The sequence below is a fragment of the Streptomyces fructofermentans genome, assembly GCF_014651055.1.
In the GTDB taxonomy this organism is placed as follows: domain Bacteria; phylum Actinomycetota; class Actinomycetes; order Streptomycetales; family Streptomycetaceae; genus Streptomyces; species Streptomyces fructofermentans.
In genome coordinates this window covers 130,968-157,240 of sequence record NZ_BMWD01000002.1, presented here as the reverse complement: position 1 = coordinate 157,240, position 26,273 = coordinate 130,968, and the positions used below count along the sequence as shown (strand labels likewise).

Below are 26,273 nucleotides of genomic sequence, written 5' to 3'. Positions count from 1 at the left end.
GAGGCTACTCTAAGTGCCATGTGGTGCCCAGTGACGGAGCGCCAAGTCGGGCCCGGTGGTGCGGGGATGGCGGTGCGCCGGTCCGGACCGCCGCACCCGGGCGCGGCGGCCGTGCCGCCACCCCGTGTGTGCCGGTCCGGGGTCACCGCGTCCCGGGCCCGTGCGCGGTTCAGCCGGCCTGCCCCGCCACCAGGTCGTCGGCGCGGTGGGCGAGCAGTGAACCGAGGATCTCGCCGGACCGGACCGCCGTGGTGGACAGCAGGGTCGAGGTCAGGCCGTGGGTGTGCTCGGTGGCTCCTTGCAGGTAGATGCCGGCCGTGACCTCGGGCGACAGCTCGACACGGTGGTCGCGTCCGACGCGCACGGCGTCCTTGTCGTCCCGCAGGCAGAGTTTCGCGGTCCTGCCCAGCAGGGTGTCGAGGTCTCTGGGCCGGTAGCCGGTGGCGTGCACGAGCAGGTCGGCGGAGAGCACCTCCCGCTCGCCAGTGGGGAGGTACTCGACGGTGACCTCCAGGTTGTCGTCCAGGCTGCGTACGTCCCGGATGCGCGACACGTTGCGCAGCCGCAGCCGTTCCTTGCCCTGGACCTTCTCGCGGTACATCGTCGCGTACAGCGACTCGATCAGATCCATGTCGACCACCGAGTAGTTGGTGCTGCGGTGGTAGTCGACGAGGGACTGCTTCACCTCCGGTGTGGACCGGAAGTACACGTCCACGGCCTCAGGGTCGAAGATCCGGTTGGCGAACGGGCTGTCGTCGGCCGGGGTGTACCCGTACTTCGCGAAGATCGCGCAGATCTCCGCCTCGGGGAACGACTGGTGCAGGTAGTCGACCGCCTCGGCGGCGCTCTGGCCCGCACCGAGCACCAGGACCCGGCCCACCGGGGTGTCCGACTCGTTCAACTCCCGTACGCGCGGTACCAGCTGGCTGTTGTGCCAGATGCGGTCCGACAGTGCGGTGTCGGGCGGCAGGTGAGGCTCCAGTCCGACGGCCACCGAGATGTTGCGGGCCCTTCGCGTGACGGTCCGCCCGGGCTCGCCGGGCACCCGGCTGACCACGTCCAGCCAGCGGACCTCCCCGTCGTCCCCCGTCACCGGCTCCACCGAGACGACCTCGTCGGAGTACTCGACCAAGTGCGAGACCCGGGCCGCGGCCCACTCGAAGTACTCGTGGAACTCGATCCGCAGCGGGAAGAGGGTCTTCGCGTTGAGGAAGTCCACCATCCTGCCCCGGTCCCGCAGGAAGCACAGGAAGCTGAAGTCGCTGGTCGGGTTGCGCATGGTGACCAGGTCCTTGAGAAAGGAGACCTGCATCGTGGCGTCTTCGATGAGCATTCCCCGGTGCCAGCCGAACGACGGCTGGCGCTCCAGGAACGCCGCGCTGATCCGGTCCTCCGGAGCGGCTCCTGCGTTGTGTTCCTCGACCGCTATGGCGAGAGCGAGATTTGACGGCCCGAAACCGATTCCGAGCACGTCAAGGACGGCGTCCGGTTCGTCGTGCAGTGCGTTCACCGCAACTTTCCTTCCCCTAGGCGCCACTGATGTTAAATAAGGTTAGCCTTACCTTGCAATGGTGTGTCCTAGGAGAGGATCGACTATGCGGGTCGTCATGTTCGGCTATCAGACCTGGGGGCATCGCACGCTCCAGGCTCTGCTGGAGTCCGACCACGAGGTGGTGATGGCGGTGACCCACCCCAAGAGCGACCACGTGTACGAGAAGATCTGGGACGACTCGGTGGCCGAACTGGCCGAGAAGCACGACGTCCCGGTGCTGCTGCGCAACCGGCCCGACGACGCCGAACTCCTCACCGCCCTGCGGGACGTGGAGCCGGACCTCATCGTCGCCAACAACTGGCGGACCGTGCTGCCCCCGGAGGTCTTCGACCTCCCGCAGCACGGCACTCTCAACGTGCACGACTCGCTGCTGCCGGCCTACGCGGGCTTCTCGCCGCTGATCTGGGCCCTCATCAACGGCGAGCGCCAGGTCGGGGTCACCGCACACCGGATGAACGCCGAACTGGACGCGGGCGACGTGCTGCTGCAGCGTGCCGTGCCGGTGGGCGCGAAGGACACGGTCACGGACCTGTTCCACCGCACGGTCGACCTGATCGGGCCCGTGGTGAACGAGTCGCTCGACCTGATCGCCTCCGGCCGGGCCCGCTGGATACCGCAGGACCGCAGCAGGGCCAGCTTCTTCCACAAGCGGTCCCTGGAGGACAGCCGGATCGACTGGACCTGGCCCGCCGAGGACATCGAGCGGCTGGTGCGCGCCCAGTGCGACCCGTACCCCAACGCCTTCACCCACCACCGCGGGGCACGGATCAGGATCGTCGAGTCCGAGGTGTCGCAGGGCCGTTACGGCGGCACCCCGGGCCGCATCTTCATCCGCGAGGGCGACGGTGTCGTGGTCGTCGCGGGCGCCCAGGCACGCAACGGCAGGCTGCCCGGCCTGGTCGTCAAGCGCGTGCGCACGGAGGACGGCACCGAACTCGCGGCGACCGACTACTTCCGTACGATGGGCGGCTACCTGACGGCCCGTCCGTGAGCGACGCCGCCGTGATCGAGCCGGTCGCCCCCGCCGCGCCGGCCGACGACCGGCTCGCGGCGCTCGAACCCCTGCGCGGCACCACGGTCGTCGTCAAGTACGGCGGTCACGCCATGACCGACGACGGACTGCGGCGGGCCTTCGCGCAGGACGTCGTCGCCCTGCGGCGCGCCGGAGTCAGGCCGGTCGTGGTGCACGGCGGGGGACCGCAGATCGGCGCGCACCTGGACCGGCTGGGCCTGAAGTCCCGCTTCCTCCAGGGGCTGCGGGTCACCACCGAGGAGACCATGGAGGTCGTCCGGATGGTGCTGTCCGGCAAGGTCCAGAAGGAGCTTGTCGGGCTGCTCAACGAGGACGGGCCGTACGCGGTCGGGCTGAGCGGCGAGGACGGGCACACCCTGACCGCCGTCAAGCGGTACGCCGAGGTGGGCGGCGAGTGCGTCGACATCGGGCTGGTCGGCGACGTGACGCGGGTCAACACCGCGGTGGTGCGCATCCTGCTGGACAGCGGCCACATCCCGGTGGTCTCGTCGGTCGGCCGCGGTGAGGACGGGCAGGTCTACAACGTCAACGCCGACACGGCGGCGGGCGCGCTCGCCGCCGCGCTGGGAACGCGGGCGCTGGTGGTCCTCACCGACGTGGCGGGCCTGTACGCCGACTGGCCGCGCAGCGACCGGGTCGTCGCCCGGATCGGCGCGCGGGAACTGGAGCGGCTGCTGCCGGGTTTGGACGGCGGCATGGGACCCAAGATGGAGGCGTGCCTGCGCGCCGTCAGGTCCGGTGTCGCCGCCGTCAGGGTGCTCGACGGGCGTGCGCCGCACGCCCTGCTGGACGGTCTGACCGGCGCGGTCGGCACCGGCACGACGATCGTCCCGGACTGACCCGCCCCCGCCGGACGCCCGCGCCCACCCCGCGCCGTCCGGCGGGCACCACCCGCCCCGGGCACCCACCGGCCGGAGGCCATGCCCGTCTTGGGGGCGCGGGGAACGGCGCGCTCAACGGGCGTTTGCCCGCAGGCTGCAACGTCGGTCGGAGGGCAACGCCCTTGTTGGGGGCGCGGGGAACGGCGCACTCAGCGGGCGTTTGTCCGCAGGCTGCCACCTCGGTCGGAGGGCAACGCCCGTCTTGGGGGCGCGGGGAACTGCGCGCTTCACAAGGGCTCGCCCTCCCGCTGCAACCCCGGCCGGCGGCCAACGACACCAGGGCCCGCGGCAGGCGAACGGGTGGCGCGCCCCACCCCGGAGGCCGACGCAAGGCACCCCTGAAAGAGACGCCACCCGCCTCACTTCCCCGTACGCACGGCCCCCTCCAGCGGAGACCCAGGTGACCCAGGAGACTCCGAAGTCCCCGACGCCCCCGGAACCGGCGGAGCCCCACCATGATGCCGTCCCATCGGAATGACGAGCGGAGTCCCGCTGACCGGATCCATCGCGATCCGGCAGCTCAGGTCGAAGACGTCCTCCACCGTCCCGGCGGTGATGACCTCCTCAGGACTCCCCTCCGCCACGATCCGCCCGGACTTCATCGCGACGACATGATCGGCGTACCGGCAGGCCTGGTTGAGATCGTGCAGCACCATCACGATCGTCCGGTTCTCGCGCCGGTTGAGGTCCGTGATCAGGTCCAGGACGTCGATCTGGTGGGCCAGGTCGAGATACGTCGTCGGCTCGTCGAGCAGCAGCACGGGGGTGCCCTGCGCGACCGCCATCGCGATCCACGCGCGCTGGCGCTGCCCGCCGGACAGTTCGTCGACGGGCCGGTCCGCGAGATCGGTCATGTCGGTGGCGTCCAGCGCCCGGTGAACGGCCAGTTCGTCGGCCTTGGACCACTGGCGCCACCACGTCTGGTGCGGTGACCGGCCGCGATTGACCAGGTCGATCACGGTCAGCCCCTCGGGCGCGACCGGGCTCTGCGGCAGGATGCCCAGCCGCTGGGCCAACTCCCGGCTGGGGATGGAGTGCAGGGCCCGGCCGTCCAGGTGGACGGCCCCCTCTCGGGGCGCGAGCAGCCTGGCGAGGGCGCGCAGCAGGGTCGACTTGCCGCACGCGTTGGCGCCGACGATGGCCGTGATCCGGCCGGGCGGCACGGCCAGGTCCAGGTCGTCGACGACGAGCCGGTTGTCGTAGGCGAGCCGCAGCCCGTGCGCGCGCAGGTCGGGGTCGGCGGCCGGCGCGCGTCCCTCGGACGGGACGGCGTCCGACACACGGCCGGTCGACAGGGGTTCAGCCGACATGTGATCAACCTCCTGAACCCGCGCGGTTGGCGCGGACGAGCAGCCAGAGCAGGACCGGTGCGCCGAGCACGCCGGTGACGATTCCGACCGGCAGTTCCATGCCGGAGACGAGCGTACGGGCGATGAGGTCGCTGCCCAGGACGACGAGGGCCCCGGTCAGACCTGAGGCGAGGGTCGGCGGCCAGGCGGTGCCCGCGAGCCGCTGGGCGATCTGCGGGGCGGCGAGCGCCACGAACGCGACGGGTCCCGCCGACGCCGTGGCGAAGGCGATCAGGCCGACACCGGTGAGCAGGATGGCCAGGCGCACGGGCTGCACCCGGGTGCCGAGGCCGGTGGCGACGTCGTCGCCGAGCTGCAGGGTGCGCAGCAGCCGACCGAGCAGCAGTGCCGCCGGCAGCAGCACCGCCAAGGCCGCGGCGAGCGGGCCCACCTGGTCCCACGTACGGCCGTTGAGGTTGCCGACGAGCCAGCCGAGGGAGGCCTGTGCCTGGAAGCGGCCGGCCCTGGCCACCAGGTAGTCGGTGGCGCTCGTGCAGATCCACGCCACGCCGATGCCGACCAGGATGATGCGGTACCCGGTGGTGCCGCGCCGCCAGGCGAGCAGGTACACGGTCACGGCCGTGACGAACGCGCCGAGCAGGCCGAGGGCCTGGGTGCCCAGCCCGCCGTCCCAGCCCAGGACGATGCCCGCCACGACCGCGGTGCCGGCGCCCTGGGTGAGGCCGATCATGTCGGGGCTGGCCAGGGGGTTGCGGGTCATGGTCTGGAACAGCCCGCCGGACACGCCGAAGGCCAGCCCGGCAAGCAGCGCCACCAGGGCGCGCGGCAGCCGCAGTTCCTGCACCACGAGCACGGTGCCGGGGTCGCCCGAGCCGGTCAGGGCGCGTACGACGTCGGCGAAGCCGATCGGGTAGTCGCCGATGGACAGACCCCAGCAGAACAGCAGGAACACGCCCGCGGACAGCAGCAGGCAGAGAGCCGCCAGCCGGGGCCGGAGGACCCCGGAGACCGGCGGCAGGGCGAGCCGGTAGGTGCGGAACCCGGCGGTGCCCGCCGAACCACCCTTCCGGGGGCCCGACTTGAGGGGGGACTTCGGAGGATGGTCCGTACTTGTCGAGTTCGTCACGCTCACACCTCCGCCAGGTTGCGCCGGCGGACCATGGCGATGAAGAACGGTCCGCCGATGAACGCGACGAGGACGCCCGCCTGGATCTCGGTGGGCCGGGCCACGAGGCGTCCGAGGATGTCGGCGGCGATCAGCAGGATCGGCGCGAGCACCGCGGACAGCGGCAGCAGCCAGCGCTGGTCGGGGCCGATCCCCGCCGCCTGGGCGAGTACGCGGGCGACGTGGGGGACCACCAGGCCGATGAAGACGACCGGGCCGATCACCGCGACCGCGGCCCCGGTCAGCAGGGTGATCGCGGCCACGCCCTGGAGCCGCACCAGGCCGAGGCGCCGGCCGAGGGAGGCCGCCACGTCGTCGCCCAGCGCCAGGCTGTTGAGGGCCGGTGCGCAGGCCAGGGCCAGGACCGCGCCGACGGCGAGGAAGGGCAGGACCCGCCAGACCGTTCCGTCGTCCGTGTCGGCGAGCGACCCGGCGGACCAGAACCGGTAGCGGTCGAGCGCGTCCACGTCGGTCAGGACGATGGCCTGGGTGAACGACCACAGCAGCGAGGTGACGGCCACGCCCGCGAGCGCCAGTTTCACCGGTGTCATGCCGGAGCGGCCGAGTCCGCCGAGCAGGTAGACGACGACGGTGGCCACGAGGGCGCCGGCGAACGCGAACCAGACATATCCGTACAGGGAGTTGATGCCGAGCACTCCGACGGCCAGCACGATGGCGAAGGCCGCGCCCGCGCTGACCCCCAGCACTCCGGGGTCGGCGAGGGGGTTGCGGGTCAGGGCCTGCATGAGCGCGCCGGACAGTCCGAGGGCGGCGCCGGCGGTGAGGGCGAGCGCGGTGCGCGGGACGCGTGCCGACCAGACGACGTTGTCCACGAACCGGCTCGGCGCGTCGCCGGCCAGGGCCCGGAGCACCTGGTCAGGGGGGACGTTCGCCGCTCCGAGTGCCAGCGAGAGCAGGCAGAGCACGGCCAGTGCGGCACCGAGCAGCGTCACGAGAAGGACGGGTCGTACTCGCTTGCCCGTCACCTTGCGGTCTCCAACGGCCAACTCCCTTAGGTTAGGCAGGCCTTAATCGTAGTGGGGAGCGCGAGGTCCGCCGAGACAGGGCCTTTTGGTTAGGTAATCCTTACCTTAGTATGACCTGCGGTCCTCCGGCTCTGCCGGTTCCGCACACTCTGGAGGCACGTCAGCTGTGTCCGGTTTCGAAACACGTGTGTCCGGTGTCGACGACGGCGGTGACGCGACGGCGTACTGGCGCCGACGGCTCGACCCCCTCCCCCAGGAGGCCGTCCTGCCGGTGGACTTCCCGTACCCGCTCACACCCGGTGCGGCGACACGGACGGTCCGCCGCGCCCTGGGGGCGACGGCGGACGGCGCGACGCACCTCGCGGCCCACGTGGCACTGCTGCACCGCTACGGCGGCGGGCAGGACATCACCGTCGGACACGGCGGGCTGCCCGTCAGGGTCGCCCTCGACGGCTCCACGCCGTTCGCCGAACTGGTGCGGCGGGTCGCCGAGGCGTGCGCGGAGGCGGAAGCGCACCCGGTCGAACCGGCCGAGCTGGTGGCCCGGTTGAGGCCGGAACCCACCCGCGGCGGAGGACTGCTGTTCAACACGGCCTTCGGCCCCGCGCGGGAGGAGTCGCTCGACCTCGTTGTCGAGGTCGACAGCGCCGAGGCCGGTGAGGCCGGTGACGGCGAGGTGCGGGTGACCTTCCGGCAGGACCTGTTCGAGGAGGAGACGGCCCGGCGCACGGCGGGCCACTACGCCACGCTCCTGGCCGACGGGATCGCCCGGCCGGAGACCCCCGTCGGGGAGCTGGAGCTGCTGGGCGCCGAGGAGCGCCGGCGCGTCCTCGAGGAGTGGAACGACACCGGGCACGCCGTTCCGCTGCGGACCTGGCCCGAGATGTTCGCCGACCAGGTGCGTCAGCGGCCCGACGAGATCGCGCTGGTCTTCGGCGACACCCGCCTGACCTACGCCGAACTGGACGACCGCGCGGGCCGGTTGGCCCGGGCCCTCGTCGCGCGCGGGGCGGGACCGGAGCGCGTGGTCGCGCTTGCCGTGCCCCGGTCGGCCGAGCTGATCGTCGCCGAGGTCGCCGTACTGAAGTCGGGCGCCGCCTACCTCCCCGTGGACACCGACTACCCGGCCGACCGCATCTCCTACATGCTGGCCGACGCGGGACCCGTCTGCCTGATCACCACTGCCGAGATCGCGGGGGACATCCCGCCCCGCGCGGGCATGGACGTCCTGGTGCTCGACGACCCGGCGACCGCGGAGGAGCCGGCCGACGGCGCACCCGAGTCGGCGCCGCCCGTTCCGCTCACGGTCGCCAACGCCGCCTACGTGATCTACACGTCCGGCTCCACCGGTCGCCCCAAGGGTGTCGTGCTCTCCCACGCGGGCGTCGCCAAACTGGTCGCCACGCAGACCGAGCGGTTCGGGATCGGGCCGCACAGCAGGGTGCTCCAGTTCGCCTCGCCGAGCTTCGACGTGGCCTTCTGGGACCTGTGCCTGGGGCTGCTGTCGGGCGGGCGGCTCGTGGTCGTCCCGGCCGAACTCCGGGTGCCCGGAGCCCCGCTGGCCGACTACGCCCACGCCAACGGCATCACCTTCATGATCCTCCCGCCGGCCCTGCTCGCCGCGATGCCCGAGGACGTCGAACTGCCGCCCGCCACGCTCCTCGCCGGCACCGAGCGGGTCTCGCCCGAGCTGGTCGGGCGGTACGCGCGCGGCCGGATGATGTTCAACGCCTACGGTCCGACCGAGGCCACCACCAACTCCACGCTCGGCCTGTGCGACCCCGACACCCCGGCGGGCACCGTCGTGCCCATCGGCGTCCCCGACCCGGGCACCCGCGCCTACGTGCTCGATGCCCGGATGCGCCCCGTGCCCGTCGGCGTGCCGGGTGAACTCCACCTCGGCGGCGCGGGCCTGGCCCGCGGCTACCTCGGACGGCCGGACCTCACGGCGGAACGTTTCATCGCGGACCCCTTCGGGGAGCCGGGCGAGCGTCTGTACCGTACGGGCGACCTGGTGCGCTGGAAGTCCGACGGCCGCCTGGAGTTCCTCGGCCGCGCCGACTCCCAGGTCAAGATCCGCGGCTTCCGCATCGAGCCCGGCGAGATCGAGTCCGTGCTCCGCGCCCACCCCGCCGTCGAGCAGGCCGCCGTCGTGGTCCGCGAGGACCGGCCGGGCGACCGCCGGCTCGCCGCCTACGTCGTCCCCTCCCTCGACGCGGCCGAGGACTTCGGCGAGCAGGTCCGCGAGTGGAAGGACCTGCACGAACTGCTGTACGCGGCCGCGGGGTCCGAGGGCCACCGGGACCAGGCCGAGGGCTTCCGCGAGAACTTCGCCGGCTGGAACAGCATGTACGACGGCCTGCCCATCCCGGTGGCGGAGATGCGGGAGTGGCGCGAGGCCACACTCGCCCGCATCGGCGCACTCGCACCCCGCCGGGTCCTGGAGATCGGCGTCGGCAGCGGCCTGATCCTCTCCAGGATCGCCCCCGGCTGCGAGGCGTACTGGGGCACCGACCTCTCCGAGGAGGCCGTGAGCGCCCTGCGCGCCCAGGTCGCGGCGGTACCCGGCCTCGCCGACCGGGTGCACCTGAGCGCCCGGCCCGCCCACGACCTCTCCGGGCTGCCCACGGAGTACTTCGACACCGTCGTCCTCAACTCCGTCGCCCAGTACTTCCCCGGCGCCGACTACCTCACCGACGTCGTCGCGGGCGCCGCCCGGCTGCTGGCCCCCGGCGGACGGCTGTTCGTCGGCGACGTCCGCAACGCCCGGCTGCTGCGCTGCCTGCGCGCCGCCGTCGAGACCCGGCGCTCCGGCGACCCGCAGGACAAGCAGGCCCTGCGCGCGGCGGTGGAGCGCTCGGTGGCCTGGGAGGGCGAACTGCTCCTCGACCCCGACTACTTCACGGCCCTGGACGGCTTCGACGCCGACATCCGGATCAAGCGGGGAAGCCACCACAACGAACTGACCCGCTACCGCTACGACGTCGTCCTGAGCAGGCGCACCGACACCCCGCGCCCGCCGGCCGGTGACGAGATCACCTGGTCCGACCTGCACGGCGTGGACGGCTCCGCCTCCCTGGACACCCTCGACGCGCTCCTCTCCGAGCGCTCGACGCCGCTGCGGGTCACCGGTGTGCCCAACAGCCGCCTCACCGAGGACCTGGCCGCGCTCGCCGCCCTGGACGACAGCAGCCGCACCGCCGCGGCCGCCGGCGCCCCGGACCCGGAGGTCCTGCACGCGCTCGGCACCCGCCACGGCCTCACGACCGTCGTCACCTGGAACGGGTCCGCCGACGACGGCGGTCTCGACGTGCTGTTCGGCATTGGGGACACCCCGGCCCCCGGCGCGTACCGTCCCGGCGGCACGGTGGCGCACGCGAACCGCCCCGCCCCCTTCCGGGACGTGAACTCCCTCATGAGGGCCCTGCGTTCGTACGCGGGCGAGTACCTCCCCGAGTACATGGTCCCGTCCGCCGTCGTCCCCCTGGACCGCCTCCCGGTCACCCCCAGCGGCAAGCTCGACGGGGCCGCGCTGCCGCTGCCCGACTACGGGGCCCTCAGCTCCGGGCGCCCGCCGCGCGACGCCCGCGAGGAGGTGCTGTGCGCCGCGTACGCCGAGGTCCTCGGCCTGCGCTCGGCCACCATCGACGACGACTTCTTCGCCCTCGGCGGCGACAGCATCACCGCCATCCAGCTCCTCGTCCACGCCCGCAGGGCCGGACTGCGCCTCACCTCGCGCGACGTCTTCCGGCACCGCACGGTCGCCGCGCTCGCCGAGGCGGCGGAGGTGCGCGCCGACGCGGCCCCCGGCTCCGGCGACGACACCCCGCTCCTCGCCCTCACCGAGGCCCAACTCGACGGCCTCGGGGGCGAGCACCCGGTCGCCGTCCGCGAAGCGCTGCCGCTGAGCCCGCTCCAGGAGGGCTTCTACTTCCACTCCCTCGTGGACGGCGCCGACCGCGACGCCTACGTCGTGCAGCAGGCACTGGACCTCACCGGCCCCGTCGACGGCGAGGCACTGCGCCTGGCCGCCCAGCGGGTCCTCGAACGGCACGCCCCGCTGCGCGCCTGCTTCCGCCCGCTCCCCGACGGCCGCCCGGTGCAGCTCGTCGCCGACGGCCTGGAGCTGCCCTGGCGCGAACTGGACCTGACGGTCACGGACGCGGGGGAACTGCCGCGCACCGACACATCGGACGCCTCCGACCCGCGGGAGCGGATCGAGCGCCTCGCCGACGCCGTCGCGGGCGAGGAGCGGGCCCGCCGCTTCGACCTCGCCAGGCCGCCGCTGCTGCGATGCGCCCTCGTCCGCCTCGGCGGGGACCGCAGCCGACTGATGCTGACGTTCCATCACATCGTCGCCGACGGCTGGTCCCTGCCGGTCCTGCACCGCGAACTCATGGCCTGCTACGGCCGTACGCCCGAGCCGCTGCCCGAAGTCGCCCCGTACCGCGGGTTCCTGCGCCGACTGGCCACCGCGGACCGCGAGGCCGCACGTGAGGCCTGGCGCACCGCGCTGGCCGGGGTGGAGGGGCCCACCCGCCTCGTCGGCCCGCAGGACACCGGCGCGCCCATCGTTCCCGCCCAGGTCCGCGTCGAACTCTCCGAGGAGGTCACCGCACGCCTGTCGGCCCGCGCCCGCGAACTGGGCGTGACACTGGGAACGGTCGTGCAGAGCGCCTGGGGCCTGCTGGTCGGACGGCTGACCGCACGCCAGGACGTCCTGTTCGGCACCACCGTCTCCGGCCGCGACGCCGAGGTCGAGGGCATCGAGTCGATGGTCGGCCTCTTCATCAACACCCTGCCGACCCGCTTCCGCTGGGAGCCCTCGGACACCCTCGCGGACCTCGTCGCCCGGCTCCAGGACGAGCAGGCGGCGCTGCTGGACCACCAGCACCTCGGCCTCTCCGAGCTCCAGCGCCTCGCGGGCCCCGCCGGCGGCGGCGAACTCTTCGACACCCTGGTCGTCTTCGAGAACTACCCGGCCGCCGACGGACTCACCGACCCCTCGGGAGCGGTACGGATCACGGGCCACGCGTTCCACGACGCCGTGCACTACCCGCTCGCCCTCATCGTCAAGCCGGGCCGGCGACTCGACCTGCGCCTCAAGCACCACGCGCAGCGGCTCGACACCGAGGCCGTGCGGCGCATCGGGGACCGCCTGACCCGGATACTGCACGCACTGGCCACCGACCCCGCACGGCCCGCCGCCGCCCTGGAACTGCTCTCGGCCGACGAACTCTCCGGCGCCCACCCGGCGGGCGAGGTGCGGGACGTGCCCGCGACCACGCTTCAGGGATCGTTCGAGGCCAGCGCCGCGCGCACGCCCGACGCCACGGCCGTCGTGTACGAACGGGAGACCCTCACCTACGCGCAGCTCGACGCGCGCGCCGCGGAGCTCGCTCGGCGGCTGCGCTCGGCGGGAGCCCGGCCGGGCCGGGTCGTCGCGGTCGCCGTACCGCGTTCCGCCGAGCTGATGGTCGCCCTGCTCGGCGTGCTGAAGTCCGGCGCCGCCTACCTGCCCGTCGACGTCGACCACCCGGCCGATCGGGTGGCCCACATGCTCTCCGACTCCGGCGCGGCGACCGTCGTCACCACGGCCCGCACCGCGCCCGCGCTGCCCGAGGTCCCCGGCCTCACCGCGCTTCTCCTCGACGACCCGGCCGAGCCCGCCGTGGACGCCGAGCACGACGGGGACGCCGCGGACGCCGAGCCCGCCGTGGACGCCGAGCACACCACCTCCGCGCGCGTCGAGGCCGCCCCCGCGGGCCCGGACGACCCGGCCTACCTCATCTACACCTCCGGTTCCACCGGCCGCCCCAAGGGCGTCGTCGTCACGCACCGCGCGATCGCCAACCGCCTGGCGTGGATGCAGGGCGAGTACGGCCTGACGCCCGCCGACCGGGTGCTCCAGAAGACCCCGGCCAGCTTCGACGTCAGCGTCTGGGAGTTCTTCTGGGCGCTCCGCGAGGGCGCCGCGGTGGTGCTCGCCCGCCCGGACGGCCACCGGGACCCCGCGTACCTGGCCGGACTGATCCGTGAACAGCGCGTCACCGCACTGCACTTCGTGCCGTCGATGCTCGAAGCCTTCCTGCGGGCCGAGGAGATCACCGCCGACCCGGCCTGGGCGGCGTCCCTGCGGCACGTCTTCAGCAGCGGCGAGGCCCTGCCCGCGGCGGCCGCCGCACGCTGGCACGACCTCACCGGGGTGCCCCTGCACAACCTCTACGGGCCCACCGAGGCCGCCGTCGACGTCACGTACCACCGCTACGACGGCACACCCGGCACCACCGTGCCGATCGGGCGCCCGGTGTGGAACACCGGGCTGCGCGTCCTGGACTCCTGCCTGCGCCCGGTGCCCGAAGGGGTACCCGGCGAGCTGTACCTGACCGGCGTCCAGCTCGCCCGCGGCTACCACGCCCGGCCCGGCCTGACGGCGGAGCGCTTCGTCGCCGACCCCTACGGCGGCGCGGGCGAGCGCATGTACCGCACGGGCGACCTCGTGCGGCGCCGCGCCGACGGGGTGGTCGAGTACCTCGGCCGCACCGACCGCCAGGTCAAGATCCGCGGCAACCGCGTCGAACCCGGCGAGATCGAGGCGGCGTTGGCCGCCCACCCGTCCGTGGCCCAGGCCGCCGTCACCGTCATGGGCGGGCACCTGGTCGCCCACGTGGTCCCGGCGGGCGCCGGGCGGCCGGAACCCGCCGCCCTCCGGGCCGCGCTCGGCGCGTCGCTGCCCGCCCCGATGGTGCCCGACGCGTACGTCGTCCTGGACGCGCTGCCGCTGACCCCCAGCGGCAAGCTCGACCGGGCCGCGCTGCCCGCCCCGCAGGCGGTACGTGCCGAGGCCCGCGCCCCGCGCGACGACCGCGAGCGCGCGCTCACCGGGATCTTCGCCGCGGTGCTGAAGCTCGAAGAGGTCGGCATCGACGACGACTTCTTCATGCTCGGCGGGGACAGCATCACCTCCATCGGCGTCTCCAGCCGGGCCCGCCGGGCAGGACTCGACCTGAGCCCGCGTGACGTGTTCGAGCACCGCACCCCCGCCGCGCTGGCCGCCGCGGCCACCCCGGTCGCCGAGACCCGGGCCCTGCGCTCCGACTTCGGCCTCACCGCCGAGGAGACCGAGCGCGTCCACCGGCTGAGCCCCGGCCCGGTCGACGACATCTGGCCGCTGGCCCCGCTCCAGGAAGGGCTGTTCTTCCACTCGACGTACGACGACGGCACCTTGGACGTCTACACCGTCCACGAGTCGTTCGACATCGCGACCCCGCTCGACACGGACCGTCTGCGGGCCGCCGTGCGCGTCCTCCTGGAGCGCACCCCCAGCCTGCGCGCCGGCTTCACCAGCGAAGGACTGCGCCAACCCGTGCAGTTCATCGTCCGCGACCCGGAGATCCCGCTGGAGGAGGTCGACCTGTCCGGCCTCACCCCCGCCGAACAGGACGTGCGCCTCCGGGAGTTGACGGACGCCGAACGCTCGCGGCGCTTCGACCTGGCCCGCCCGCTGCTGTTCCGCATCCTGGTCGTCCGGCTCGGCGCCGAACGCGGCGACCGACTGGTCGTCGGCCGCCACCTCCTGCTGTGGGACGGCTGGTCGGCGTGGCTCTTCCTAGACCAGCTCTTCGCCCTGTACGCCTCGGACGGCGACGCGGGCAGCCTGCCCCCGCCCGGCTCCTACCGCGACTACCTCACCTGGCTGGAGGCCCAGGACACGGCGGTCGCCACCGCCGCCTGGCGGTCCGCGCTCACCGGACTCGACGAGCCCACCCTGCTCGTCGCCGCGGACCAGGGACTCGAACCCGACATCCCCGAGAGCCTCGAAGCCCTCGTCCCCGAGGCGGTCGGCGAACGGCTGCGGGGCATCGGCCGCCGGCACGGACTGACCCTGAACACCGTGCTCAACGCCGCCTGGGGCCTCGCCCTGGCCGGCGCGACCGGCCGCACCGACGTCGTCTTCGGCACCACCGTCGCGGGCCGGCCGAGCGAGGTGCCCGACATCGAGCACGTCATCGGCATGTTCCTCAACACGGTCCCCGCCCGCATCGCCTACGACCCGGCCGAGCCCGTCCTCGCCCTGCTGCGCCGCGTCCAGGACGAGCGGCTCGCCGTCATGCCGTACGAATACCTCGGACTCGGCGTGCTCCAGGCCGAGACCGGGCACCGACGGCTGTTCGACACCCTCTTCGTGCTCCGCAACAGCGACACCGAGGAGCGGCTCGCCGACCTCGCCGACCGGCACGGCGCCACCGCCGTCGCCAACGTCGACGCCACGCACTACCCCGTCAACCTCGTCGTGACGCCCGGACGCGGCATCCGGGTCACCCTGACCCACCGGGCCGACGTCGTGGCCCGCCCGCGCGCCCAGGAACTCCTGGACCGCTTCACGCTGCTCCTGGAGCGGCTGACCGGCGACCTCGACGCCCCCGTGGGCCGCCTCGACCACCTCCTGCCGGCCGAGCACGCGGCCCTGGAGGAGGAGAGGGCCGCCGGGCGGGTGCCCGACCCCGAGGACACCGTCGCCGACCTGCTCGCGCTCCAGGCGCGCGCCACCCCCGACACCACCGCGCTGGTCTTCGGCGACGAGACCCTCACCTACGCCGAACTCGACACCCGCATCAACCGCATGGCGCGGCTGCTGCTCGCCCGGGGTGCCGCACCCGAGCGGGTCGTCGCGCTCGGTCTGCCCCGTACGCTCGACATGGTCGTCGCGCTCTTCGCCGTCCTGCGCACGGGTGCCGCCTACCTGCCGCTGGAACTCGACTACCCCGACGACCGGCTCGTGGCGATGCTGGAGGACGCCCGGCCCACGCTGCTGCTGTCCACCGCCGCCGTCTCCGCGCGGCTGACCGCGGACACCCCCCGCGTCCTGCTGGACGACCCGGCCGTCACCGCCGAACTGGCGGCCCTGCCGGGCGACCTGGAGCGGCGCGTCTTCAGCCTGGAGCACCCCGCGTACGTCATCTACACCTCCGGTTCCACCGGCCGCCCCAAGGGCGTCGTCACCCCGTACCGGGGTCTGACCAACATGCAGCTCAACCACCAGCGGGAGATCTTCGAACCGGCCATCGCCTCGGCGGGCGGTCGCCGGTTGAGGATCGCGCACACCGTCTCGTTCGCCTTCGACATGTCCTGGGAGGAGCTGCTCTGGCTCGTCGAGGGCCACGAGGTGCACATCTGCGACGAGGAGCTGCGGCGCGACGCCGAGGCCCTGGTCGCCTACTGCGAGCGCCACCGCGTCGACGTGGTCAACGTGACGCCCACGTACGCCCATCTGCTCATCGAGCAGGGCCTGCTGGAGGGCCACCGGCCGCCGCTGGTGCTGCTCGGCGGCGAGGCCGTCTCGGAGACGGTGTGGAACCGGCTCCGCGACACCGAGGGCACCTACGGCTACAACCTCTACGGGCCGACCGAGTACACCATCAACACGCTCGGCGGCGGCACCCTGGACAGCGCCACCCCGACCGTCGGACGTCCGATCCGCGGGACCCGCGCCCACATCCTGGACGCCTGGCTGCGGCCGGTGCCCGAGGGCGTACCGGGCGAGCTGTACATCGCGGGCATCGGCCTGGCCCGCGGCTACCTCGACCGGGCCGGCCTGACCGCCGAACGCTTCGTCGCCGACCCCTTCGGCGAACCCGGCGAGCGCATGTACCGCACCGGTGACCTCGTACGCCGCAACCCCGACGGCAACCTGGACTTCCTCGGCCGCACCGACGACCAGGTCAAGATCCGCGGCTACCGCGTGGAACTCGGCGAGATCGAGACCGCGCTCTCCCGGCACCCGCAGGTCGCGCACGCGGCCGTCGTCGTCCGCGACGAGCGGCTCGTCGGCTATGTCGTCCCGGCCCGGCTCACGGGCCCGGACCGCTACGACGCCGAACGCGACCAGGTCGGCGAATGGCAGGAGATCTACTCCGACGAGTACGAGGAGATCAGCACCGCGGTCTTCACCGAGGACTACGCGGGCTGGGACTCCTCCTACGACGGGCAGCCGATCCCCTTCGACCACATGCACGAGTGGAGGGCCGCCACCGTCGAGCGGATCCGCTCGCTGGCGCCCCGCCGCATCCTGGAGATCGGCGTCGGCTCCGGCCTGCTCCTGTCCCGGCTGGCCCCCGACGCCGAGGCCTACTGGGCCACCGACTTCGCCGCCCCCGTCATCCGCAAGATCGGCGAGGAACTGCGCCGCGACCCGGAACTCGCCGCCAGGGTCACACTCCGGGCCCAGCCCGCCGACGACCTCTCCGGACTCCCGGGCGACGGCTACTTCGACACGATCGTCATCAACTCCGTCATCCAGTACTTCCCCAGCATCGACTACCTCACCTCGGTGATCGAGGGCGCCATGGCGCTCCTCGCCCCCGGCGGCGCGCTGTTCGTGGGCGATGTGCGGAACCTGCGGCTCGCCCGCACCTTCCAGACCGAGATCCAGCAGGCCAAGGGCATCACGGGGGAGTGCCTGGAGCGGTCCGTCGAACGCGGCCTGCGCCTGGAGAAGGAACTCCTCGTCGACCCGGACTACTTCACCACGCTCGGCCACGGCGTCGACCTGCGCACCAAGCGCGCCCGGCACCACAACGAACTCACCCGCCACCGCTACGACGTGGTCCTGTACGCGGGCGAGCCGGCACTGCGCCTCGACGACGTGCCCGTGGTCGCCTTCACCGCCGGCCTGGACCCGGCGGAGGTCGCCCGCACGGCACCCGTGCGCCTCAGCGGCATCCCCGACGCCCGCGTCGCAGCACCCGGCGGAGTGGACCCCGAGTCGCTGCGCGCGCTCGGGCACCCCGTCCTGACGACCTGGTCCCGCGAACCGGGCACCTACGACGCCGTGTTCCTGCCCGCCACCGACGGAGAGCGGACCCCCGGCCGCACCGCCGGCCTCTACCTCCCGGGCGGCGGCGAGGCCCCGTACGCCAACGAACCCACCGTGGCACGCGGAGCCAACAGCCTGATCCGGCGGCTGCGCGACGACCTGAAGCAGCAACTGCCCGACTACATGGTCCCCGCGGCGTTCGTCACCCTCGACCGGCTGCCCATGAACGACAACGGCAAGCTGGACGTCCGCGCCCTGCCCGAGGCCGAGCCCGCCGTCGCGCTCGGCACCGGCCGCGGACCGCGCACCCCGCAGGAGGAGGTGCTCTGCCGGCTGTTCGCCGAGGTCCTGGGACTGCCCGAAGTCGGCGCCGAGGACGCCTTCTTCGACCTCGGCGGGCACTCGCTGCTCGCCACCCGGCTGATCAGCCGCGCCCGGACCGAACTCGGCGCCGAACTGGCGATCCGCGACCTCTTCGAGGCGCCCACGCCCGAACTCCTGGCGGCCCGCGCGGACTCCGGGCGTCCGGCCCGCCCCGCCGTCGCCCCCGCCGCACGGCCCGAACGCGTCCCCCTGTCCGCGGCCCAGCGCCGCCTGTGGCTGGTCGAACGGATCACCGGCAGCGGGGTCGCCTACAACTTCCCGCTCGTCGTCCGGCTCCGCGGCGCTCTCGACACCGACGCCCTGCGGGCCGCACTGCGGGACGTGGCTGCCCGGCACGAGTCCCTGCGCACGGTGTTCCGCGAGCACGAGGGAGAGCCGTACCAGTACGTCGTCCCCGTGGACGAGGCCGAACCCGAGGTCACCGTCACGGACTGCGCCGAGGACGCGCTGGACGGCCCGATCGAGGCCGCCCGCCGCCGCCCCTTCGACCTCGGCCGGGAACTGCCCCTGCGCTGCGAGGTGTTCCGGATCGGACCGGCCGACCACGTGGTGGCGGTCGTGCTCCACCACATCACCACCGACGAGTGGTCCGACCGGCCGTTCCTCGCCGACCTCAACACCGCGTACGCGGCGCGCACGGCGGGCGCGGCACCGGACTGGGCCCCGCTGCCGGTGCAGTACGCCGACTACACGCTGTGGCAGGAACGACTGCTCGCGGAGGTCGGCGACGCACAACTCGCCCACTGGACCGACGTGCTGCGCGACCTGCCGGAGGCCCTGACACTGCCCCTGGACCGGCCCCGTCCCGCCGAGCCCACCGGGCGAGGCGGCACCGTGCGCCACGAGGTGCCCGCCGAACTGGCCCTCGCGCTGCGCGAACTGTCCGGCGCCACCGGCACCAGCATGTTCATGCTGCTCCAGGCCGCCACGGCGGCCCTGCTGCACCGGCTGGGCGCGGGCGAGGACATCCCGCTCGGCGCGCCCATCGCGGGCCGCACCGACAGCGGACTCGACGACCTCGTCGGCTTCTTCGTCAACACCCTCGTGCTGCGCACCGACCTGACGGGCGAGCCCACCTTCCGTGAACTCCTCGACCGGGTGAGGGAGTCGTCGCTCGCCGCCTTCGAGCACCAGGACCTCCCCTTCGACCGGGTGGTGGAGGCGCTCAACCCGCCCCGCGTGGCGGGCCGCAACCCGCTGTTCCAGGTCATGCTGGGCTACCACTACCGCCCCGACGGCGACCCGGACCTGCTGGGCCTGCCCACCGAGTGGTCCGACACCGACACCGGCACCGCCAAGTTCGACCTCGACTTCACCTTCGTCGACGAGGGCGAGCAGAGCGGCCGGATCGTCCTGCTCCTCGAGTACGCCACCGACCTCGTCGACCCCGGCACCGCCGAACTCCTCGCCGAACGCCTGGTCCTGCTGCTGAGGCGGGCCGCCGCGGCTCCGGACGCCCCGCTCGCCGCGATCGACGTCCTGACCGCCGCCGAACGCGAGGCCGCCACCGGCGCGTGGAACGACACCGCCCACCCCGTCGAGACCCGTGCCGTGCCCCAGGTGTTCGCCGACACCGCGCGCGCCCACCCGGACCGGACCGCGCTCGTCACCGGCGGCGTACGGCTGACCTTCGCCGAACTCGCCGACCGGGTCGACTCCCTCGCCGCCCTGCTGCGGCAGCAGGGCGTGACGCCGGAGTCCGTCGTCGGCCTGGCCCTGCCCCGGCGCGAGATGGTGCCGGCGATCCTCGCGGTGCTCGCGGCGGGCGCGGCCTACCTGCCGCTCGACCCGGAACACCCGGCCGACCGGCTGGAGTTCATGCTCGCCGACGCGGCACCCGTGTGCCTGCTGACCACCTCCGCCCTCGCTGAGCGGCTGCCGGCCGCACCCGGCGTGACACGTCTCCTCCTGGACGGGCCGCTGCCCGCGGCCCCGCCGGCCGAACCGGTCACCCCGCACGCGCGGTCCGCCGCCTACGTCATATACACCTCGGGCTCCACCGGACGGCCCAAGGGTGTGATCGGCACGCACCGGGGCCTGGGCAACCTCCACGCCGCGCACCTGCGCGACGTGATGGAACCCGCCGTCCGGGACACCGGGCGGGACGTCCTGCGCGCCGTGCACGCCGCCTCGTTCAGCTTCGACGGTTCCTGGGAGCCGTTCATCTGGCTGCTCGCGGGCCACGAACTGCACGTGGTCGACGAGGCCACCATGATGGACCCGGCCGCGCTGCTGGCCCACCTCGACGACGCGGGCATCGACTTCGTCGACCTCACCCCCACCTACCTGCGCGAGTTGCTGCACCACGGCTTCCTCGCGCCCGGCAGCCGTGTCCCCGCCGTCGTCGCGGTCGGCGGTGAGGCCACGCCGCCGCAGCTCTGGCAGCGCCTCTGCGCCCTCCCCGGCACGGCCGTTCACGACCTGTACGGGCCCACGGAGTGCGCCGTCGACGCCTACGGCTGGCACGGCGGCGACACCGGACAGGACCCCTGGGCCGCCCCGCTCGACAACACCCGTGCCCACGTCCTCGACGGACGGCTTCGCCCGACCCCCGTCGGCGTGCCCGGCGAGCTGTACCTGGCGGGCGAGGGCCTCGCCCGGGGCTACCTGGACCGCCCGGCGCTCACCGCCGGACGCTTCGTGGCGGACCCCCACGGACGCCCCGGTGAGCGGATGTACCGCACCGGCGACCTCGTGCGCCGACGGGCCGACGGCACCCTCGAATTCCTCGGCCGCACCGACGACCAGGTCAAACTGCGCGGCTTCCGCATCGAGTCGGGCGAGGTCGAGGCCGTCGTCACCGGCCACCCGGACGTCTCCGCGACCGCCGTCGTCGTACGCGAGGACACACCGGGAGTCCGGCAGCTCGTCGCCTACGTCGTCCCGGCCCCCGGGCGCGAGCCCGACCCGGCCGCCCTGCGCGCCCACGTGGCGGGCGCACTGCCCGAGCACATGGTGCCGGCCGCCCTCGTCGTCCTCGACGCGCTGCCGCGCACCGTCGCGGGCAAGCTCGACCAGTCCGCCCTGCCCGCCCCCGACTTCACGGCGGGCGTCTCGGGACGGCCGCCGCGCACCGCCCGCGAGGAGATCCTCTGCGGCCTGTTCGCGGACGTCCTGGGGCTCGAACACGTCGGTGTCGACGACGACTTCTTCGCCCTCGGCGGCCACTCCCTCGTCGCGATGCGACTGGCCGCCCGCATCCGTGCCGTACTCACCACCGAGGTGTCGCTGCGCGCGGTGTTCGAGGCGCCCACGGTCGCCCGGCTCGCGGAGCGGCTCAGGGACGGGACCGGGGAGGCCGCCACCGAGCGGCCCGAACCGCCCGTCCTCGCCCCCGTCGAGCGCCCGGAGCGGCTGCCGCTCTCCTTCGCCCAGCAGCGCCTGTGGGTGCTGTACCGGGTGGAGGGCCCCAGCCCCACGTACAACATCCCGCTCGCCTGGCGGCTGACCGGGCGGCTCGACGCCGACGCGCTGCAACGGGCCGTCGACGACCTGGTCGCCCGGCACGAACCGCTGCGCACCGTCTTCCCCGAGGAGGACGGCCGCGCCCACCAGCGGATCCTCGCCCCCGAACAGGCCCGCGTCGAACTGCGCACCGCCGACGCCCCCGACGAGGCGGAACTCGGCCGGATGCTCACCGAGGCCGCGGAGTACGGCTTCGAGCTCGACCGGGAGGTGCCCCTGCGCGCGCACCTCTTCCGCGCCGCCGAGGACGAGCACGTCCTGCTGCTCCTGCTCCACCACATCGCGGGCGACGAGTGGTCCGACGAGCCGCTCACCCGCGACCTCGCCGCCGCCTACGAGGCCCGCGCGGCGGGCCGTGCGCCCGACCGGGAGCCGCTGCCCGTCCAGTACGCCGACTACAGCCTGTGGCAGCGGGCCCTGCTCGGCGACGAGAAGGACCCGGGGAGCCTGGCCTTCGGCCAACTCGACTTCTGGAAGCGGACGCTGGCCGGACTGCCCGAGGAACTCGGACTGCCGGCAGACCGGTCGAGGCCGCTGGAGGCCAGCTACCGGGGCGGCGTCGTCGACATGGCCCTGGACCCCGCGCTGACGGCGGGGCTGCGCGAACTGGCCCGCTCGGGCAACGTCAGCATGTTCATGGTCGTCCAGGCCGCGGTGGCCGCACTCCTCACCAGGCTGGGAGCCGGCACCGACATCCCGCTCGGCAGCCCGATCTCCGGGCGGACCGAGGAGGCGCTGGAGGACCTGGTCGGGTTCTTCCTCAACACCCTGGTGCTGCGCACCGACACCTCGGGCGACCCGGCGTTCCGCGAACTGCTGTCCCGGGTGCGGGAGACCGACCTGGCGGCCTTCGACCACCAGGACGTGCCGTTCGAACGTGTCGTGGACGCGCTCAGCCCCGCCCGCTCACTGTCCAGGCACCCGCTGTTCCAGGTCATGGTCGTGTACCTGGCCGCCGGCGGTGACGGGCCCGGCCTCGCCGGACTCCGTCCGCGGCGGGAGGAGGTCGGCGCGGCCGGCGCCAAGTTCGACCTGTCCTTCGACTTCGTGGAACAGGACGGCGGCGACGGCGGCGACGGCGGGGTCGACGGAGTGCTGGAGTACAGCACAGACCTCTTCGACCACGCGACCGCCGAGGCGATCGCCGGGCGCCTCGTCCGGCTGCTGCGGGCCGTGGTGGCGGAACCCGACGCCCCGATCAGCCGCATCGACGTGCTCGGAGACGCCGAACGCCGGCGCATCCTGACCGAGTGGAACGCGCGCCCCCTGCCCGCCGCACCGACCACCGTCCCGGCACTCTTCGAACGGCAGGCCGCGCTCGCACCGGACGCCCCGGCCGTCGCCTCCGACGGCGTCCGGCTCACGTTCGCCCAGCTCAACGCCGAGGCCAACCGGCTCGCCCGCGTCCTCGTCGCGCACGGGGCGGGCCCCGAGACCCTGGTGGCGCTGGCCCTGCCCCGCAGCGCCCGCACGCTGCTGGCCGTCCTCGCGGTCCACAAGGCGGGCGCCGCCTACCTGCCGCTCGACCCGGACGCCCCGGCCGGCCACCTGGCCGACACCCTCGCCGACGCCGGGCCCGTCCTGACCCTCACCACCGGCCGGATCGCGCCCCTGCTGCCCCCGGACGGGCCGCCGGTGCTCGAACTCGACGCCCCCCGTACCGCCGAACTGCTCGCGGCCGAGGACGCGGGCGACCTCCTCGACACCGACCGGATCGCGCCCCTGACCCCGCGGCACCCCGCGTACGTCATCTACACCTCGGGATCCACCGGCCGCCCCAAGGGCGTCGTGGTCACCCACGAGAGCGTCGGAAACCTCTTCCACAGCCACCGCGAGACGCTGTACGAGCCCGCCAAGGCGATCACCGGCCGCAGCAGGCTGCGCGCCGGGCACGCCTGGGCGTTCTCCTTCGACGCCTCCTGGCAACCGCAGTTGTGGCTGCTCGACGGACACTGCGTCCACGTGGTGTCCGACGAGACCCGCCGAGACCCCGACCTGCTCGCGGCGGCCGTCGTCGAGCACGGCTTCGACTTCCTGGAGGTCACGCCCTCGTTCTTCGCGCAGATGGCCGGGACCGGACTCGTCCGCGACGACGGGACCTGCCCGCTCGCGGTCGTCGGCGTCGGCGGCGAGGCCGTCCCCGCCGCCCTGTGGGAGCGGCTCGGGAACCTGCGCGGCACCGAGGCGTTCAACCTGTACGGGCCCACCGAGTCCACCGTCGACGCCCTCGTGGCACGCGTGCGCGACAGCGAACGGCCCCTCGTGGGACGCCCCGTGGCGGGCACCCGGGCCTACGTCCTCGACGACCGCCTCCAGCCCGTGCCGCCCGGGGTCACCGGCGAGCTGTACCTGGCCGGCGGCGGACTCGCCCGCGGCTACCTGGGCCGGCCGGCCCTGACCGCCGAGCGCTTCGTCGCCGACCCGTTCGGCGGGCCGGGCTCGCGCCTGTACCGGACCGGCGACCTGGCCCGCTGGACGCCGGACGGACGGCTCGACTACCTCGGCCGTGCCGACGACCAGGTCAAGATCCGCGGCTTCCGGATCGAGCCCGGCGAGATCGAGTCCGTGCTCACCGCCCACCAGGACGTCGCACAGGCTCTGGTGACGGTACGTCAAGAAGGTGTACGCAAGCTGCTGGTGGCGTACGTCGTCCCGGCGCCCGGTGCGCAGCCCGACCCCGGCAGGCTGCGCGGCCATGTCGCGGGCCGGCTGCCCGACCACATGGTCCCCGCCGCGGTCGTCCTCCTGGACCGGCTCCCGGAGCTCGCCAACGGCAAGCTGGACCGAGCGGCCCTGCCCGCACCGGACTTCGCGGCCCTGTCCACCGGGCGGGCCCCGGGAACCGAACTGGAGAGGACGCTGTGCGGTGTCTTCGCCGACGTCCTCGGCCTGGACGAAGTCGGAGTCGACGACGACTTCTTCGCCCTCGGCGGCGACAGCATCATGGCGATGCAGCTCGTCAGCCGGGCCCGCGCGGCAGGCGTCAGGATCACCCCGCGCCTCGTCCTGCGGCACCGCACGGTGGCCGGCCTCGCGGACGTCGCGACCGCCACCGGCGCGGCCGACGCGCGCACGGCGGACGAGGGCACGGGCGTCGTGCCGCTGACACCGGTCATGCACTGGCTGCGTGAACTCGGCGGCCCGTTCACGGGCTACCACCAGTCGGCCCTGGTCCGGACGCCCGCCGCCCTGGAACGGCCCGGGCTCGCGGCCGTCCTGCGGGCGCTCGCGGACCGGCACGCCATGCTGCGCGGCACCCTCGTGAGGACCGGGGCGGCAGCCTCCGAGGAGCACGGGGAGGGCACCGCCGACGCGGGCCGCGACTCCCGGTCCGAACGCGGGGCGGAGCACTGGAGCGTGCACGTGCCGCCCGCCGGCTCGGTCGACCCCGAGACCTGGATCGAACGGGTCGACGTGGCCGGACTCGACGCCGACGCGCTGCGTACGGCGGTCTCGGACCACGCCCACCGGGCCCGCGCGGCACTGGACCCGGAGGCCGGCACCATGGTGCGGGCCGTGTGGTTCGACGCGGGCACGGAGCCCGGACGGCTGCTGCTGATGGCCCACCACCTCGTCACCGACGGCGTGTCCTGGCGGGTCCTGCTGCCCGACCTGGAGACGGCCTGGCGCGCCGTCCGGGCCGGGCGCCCCGCCGAACTCGCCCCCGTCGAGACGTCGTTCCGCACCTGGGCGCGCAGGCTCGACGAACTCGCCCAGGACCCGGCGCGCGAGGCGGAACTGCCCTTCTGGACCGCTGTGCTGGAAGGCGCCGCGCCCCTTCCGCTGAGCAGCCCGCTCGACCCGGAACGCGACACCACCGCCACCGTGCGGGAGATGGAGCTGCGGCTCCCCGCCGAACACACGGGGCCGCTGCTGTCGGCGGTGCCCACCGCCTTCTCGGCCAACGTCAACGACGTCCTGCTCACGGCCCTGGGACTCGCCGTCGCCGACTGGCGCCGGCGCCACGACGACGGCCCCGGCGGTCCCGTCCTGGTCGACCTCGAGAGCCACGGCCGTGACGAGGAACTGACCGAGGACGCCGACCTGTCGCGCACGGTCGGCTGGTTCACCAGCGTCTTCCCCGTCCTCCTCGACCCGGGCCCCGTGGACCTGGACGAGGCCCTGGACGGCGGCCCCGCCGTGGAGGCGGCACTCGGGCGCATCCGCGGCCACCTCGCCGTGCTGCCGGCGAACGGCACCGGCTACGGAATGCTCCGCCACCTCAACCCGCGGACCGCGCCGGTCCTCGCGGCCCACGCGACACCGCCGATCGAGTTCAACTACCTCGGCCGGTTCGGCATCCCGGAAGCCACGGACTGGTCGTACGCGCCCGAGGAGGACGTGGCGGACATCGGCTCCGAGCCGGGGATGCGCGAGGGCCACGCACTCGGGATCAACGTCGTGACCGAGGACCGGGCCGACGGCCCGGTGCTGGCCGCACACTGGTCCTGGCCCGGCGCGGTCCTGGCCGAGGAGGCGGTCCGGGACCTCGCCGAGACCTGGTTCCGCGCGCTCAGGGCCCTGGTCGCGCGCGCCGCGTCACGCGACCGGGAGGAGCCGTCCGGATCGGCGTGACCCGGAACGAAGCAGGACTCCCCGAACGACACCGACGACACCGCGACACCGACACCCCCGACGACCCCGACGGCCCGGCCGGCGCTCCCGGCGCCGGCCCCGACCA

7 protein-coding genes are annotated in these 26,273 nt (G+C 73.8%); 3 read left to right on the top strand and 4 right to left on the bottom strand.

Annotated elements, in window-relative coordinates; translation table 11 throughout:
* Positions 1-169: 169 nt before the first annotated feature.
* Positions 170-1,510 carry a lysine N(6)-hydroxylase/L-ornithine N(5)-oxygenase family protein gene (locus IE265_RS03715; protein WP_190033853.1) on the bottom strand — a complete coding sequence of 447 codons (1,341 nt, stop codon included), beginning with the start codon at positions 1,508-1,510 and terminating at the stop codon, positions 170-172.
* An 85-nt stretch (positions 1,511-1,595) separates the two neighbouring features.
* Between IE265_RS03715 and IE265_RS03710 the strand changes: the two genes are divergently transcribed.
* Entirely contained in the window at positions 1,596-2,543 is a 948-nt protein-coding gene (locus IE265_RS03710; protein WP_190033852.1) for a methionyl-tRNA formyltransferase, read from the top strand.
* Positions 2,544-2,614: 71 nt separating this feature from the next.
* Positions 2,615-3,424, top strand: coding sequence for an acetylglutamate kinase (gene argB / locus IE265_RS03705; protein WP_268255781.1), 810 nt, complete (start codon positions 2,615-2,617; stop codon positions 3,422-3,424).
* Between the two features lie 401 nt (positions 3,425-3,825).
* On the opposite strand, the gene IE265_RS03700 is transcribed toward argB, so the two are convergent.
* The 3 genes from IE265_RS03700 to IE265_RS03690 form a co-directional block, all read right to left on the bottom strand.
* Positions 3,826-4,776 carry an ABC transporter ATP-binding protein gene (locus tag IE265_RS03700; RefSeq protein WP_190033851.1) on the bottom strand — a complete coding sequence of 317 codons (951 nt, stop codon included), beginning with the start codon at positions 4,774-4,776 and terminating at the stop codon, positions 3,826-3,828.
* A gap of 4 nt (positions 4,777-4,780) precedes the next feature.
* Positions 4,781-5,794, bottom strand: a complete 1,014-nt coding sequence (locus IE265_RS03695) for a FecCD family ABC transporter permease (RefSeq protein ID WP_229916034.1) — start codon at positions 5,792-5,794, stop codon at positions 4,781-4,783.
* Positions 5,795-5,904: 110 nt separating this feature from the next.
* Positions 5,905-6,948, bottom strand: a complete 1,044-nt coding sequence (locus tag IE265_RS03690) for a FecCD family ABC transporter permease (RefSeq protein ID WP_229916013.1) — start codon at positions 6,946-6,948, stop codon at positions 5,905-5,907.
* A 166-nt stretch (positions 6,949-7,114) separates the two neighbouring features.
* On the opposite strand from IE265_RS03690, the gene IE265_RS03685 reads away from it, so the two are divergent.
* Positions 7,115-26,167: a non-ribosomal peptide synthetase gene (locus IE265_RS03685; protein WP_229916012.1), complete on the top strand. Its 19,053-nt coding sequence runs from the start codon at positions 7,115-7,117 to the stop codon at positions 26,165-26,167.
* Positions 26,168-26,273 lie beyond the last annotated feature (106 nt).

Bases quoted from the DNA above. Each gene is read 5' to 3' on its own strand.
- IE265_RS03710 (WP_190033852.1), top strand. From the start codon at position 1,596: ATGCGGGTCGTCATGTTCGGCTATCAGACCTGGGGGCATCGCACGCTC.
- IE265_RS03700 (WP_190033851.1), bottom strand. From the start codon at position 4,776: ATGTCGGCTGAACCCCTGTCGACCGGCCGTGTGTCGGACGCCGTCCCG.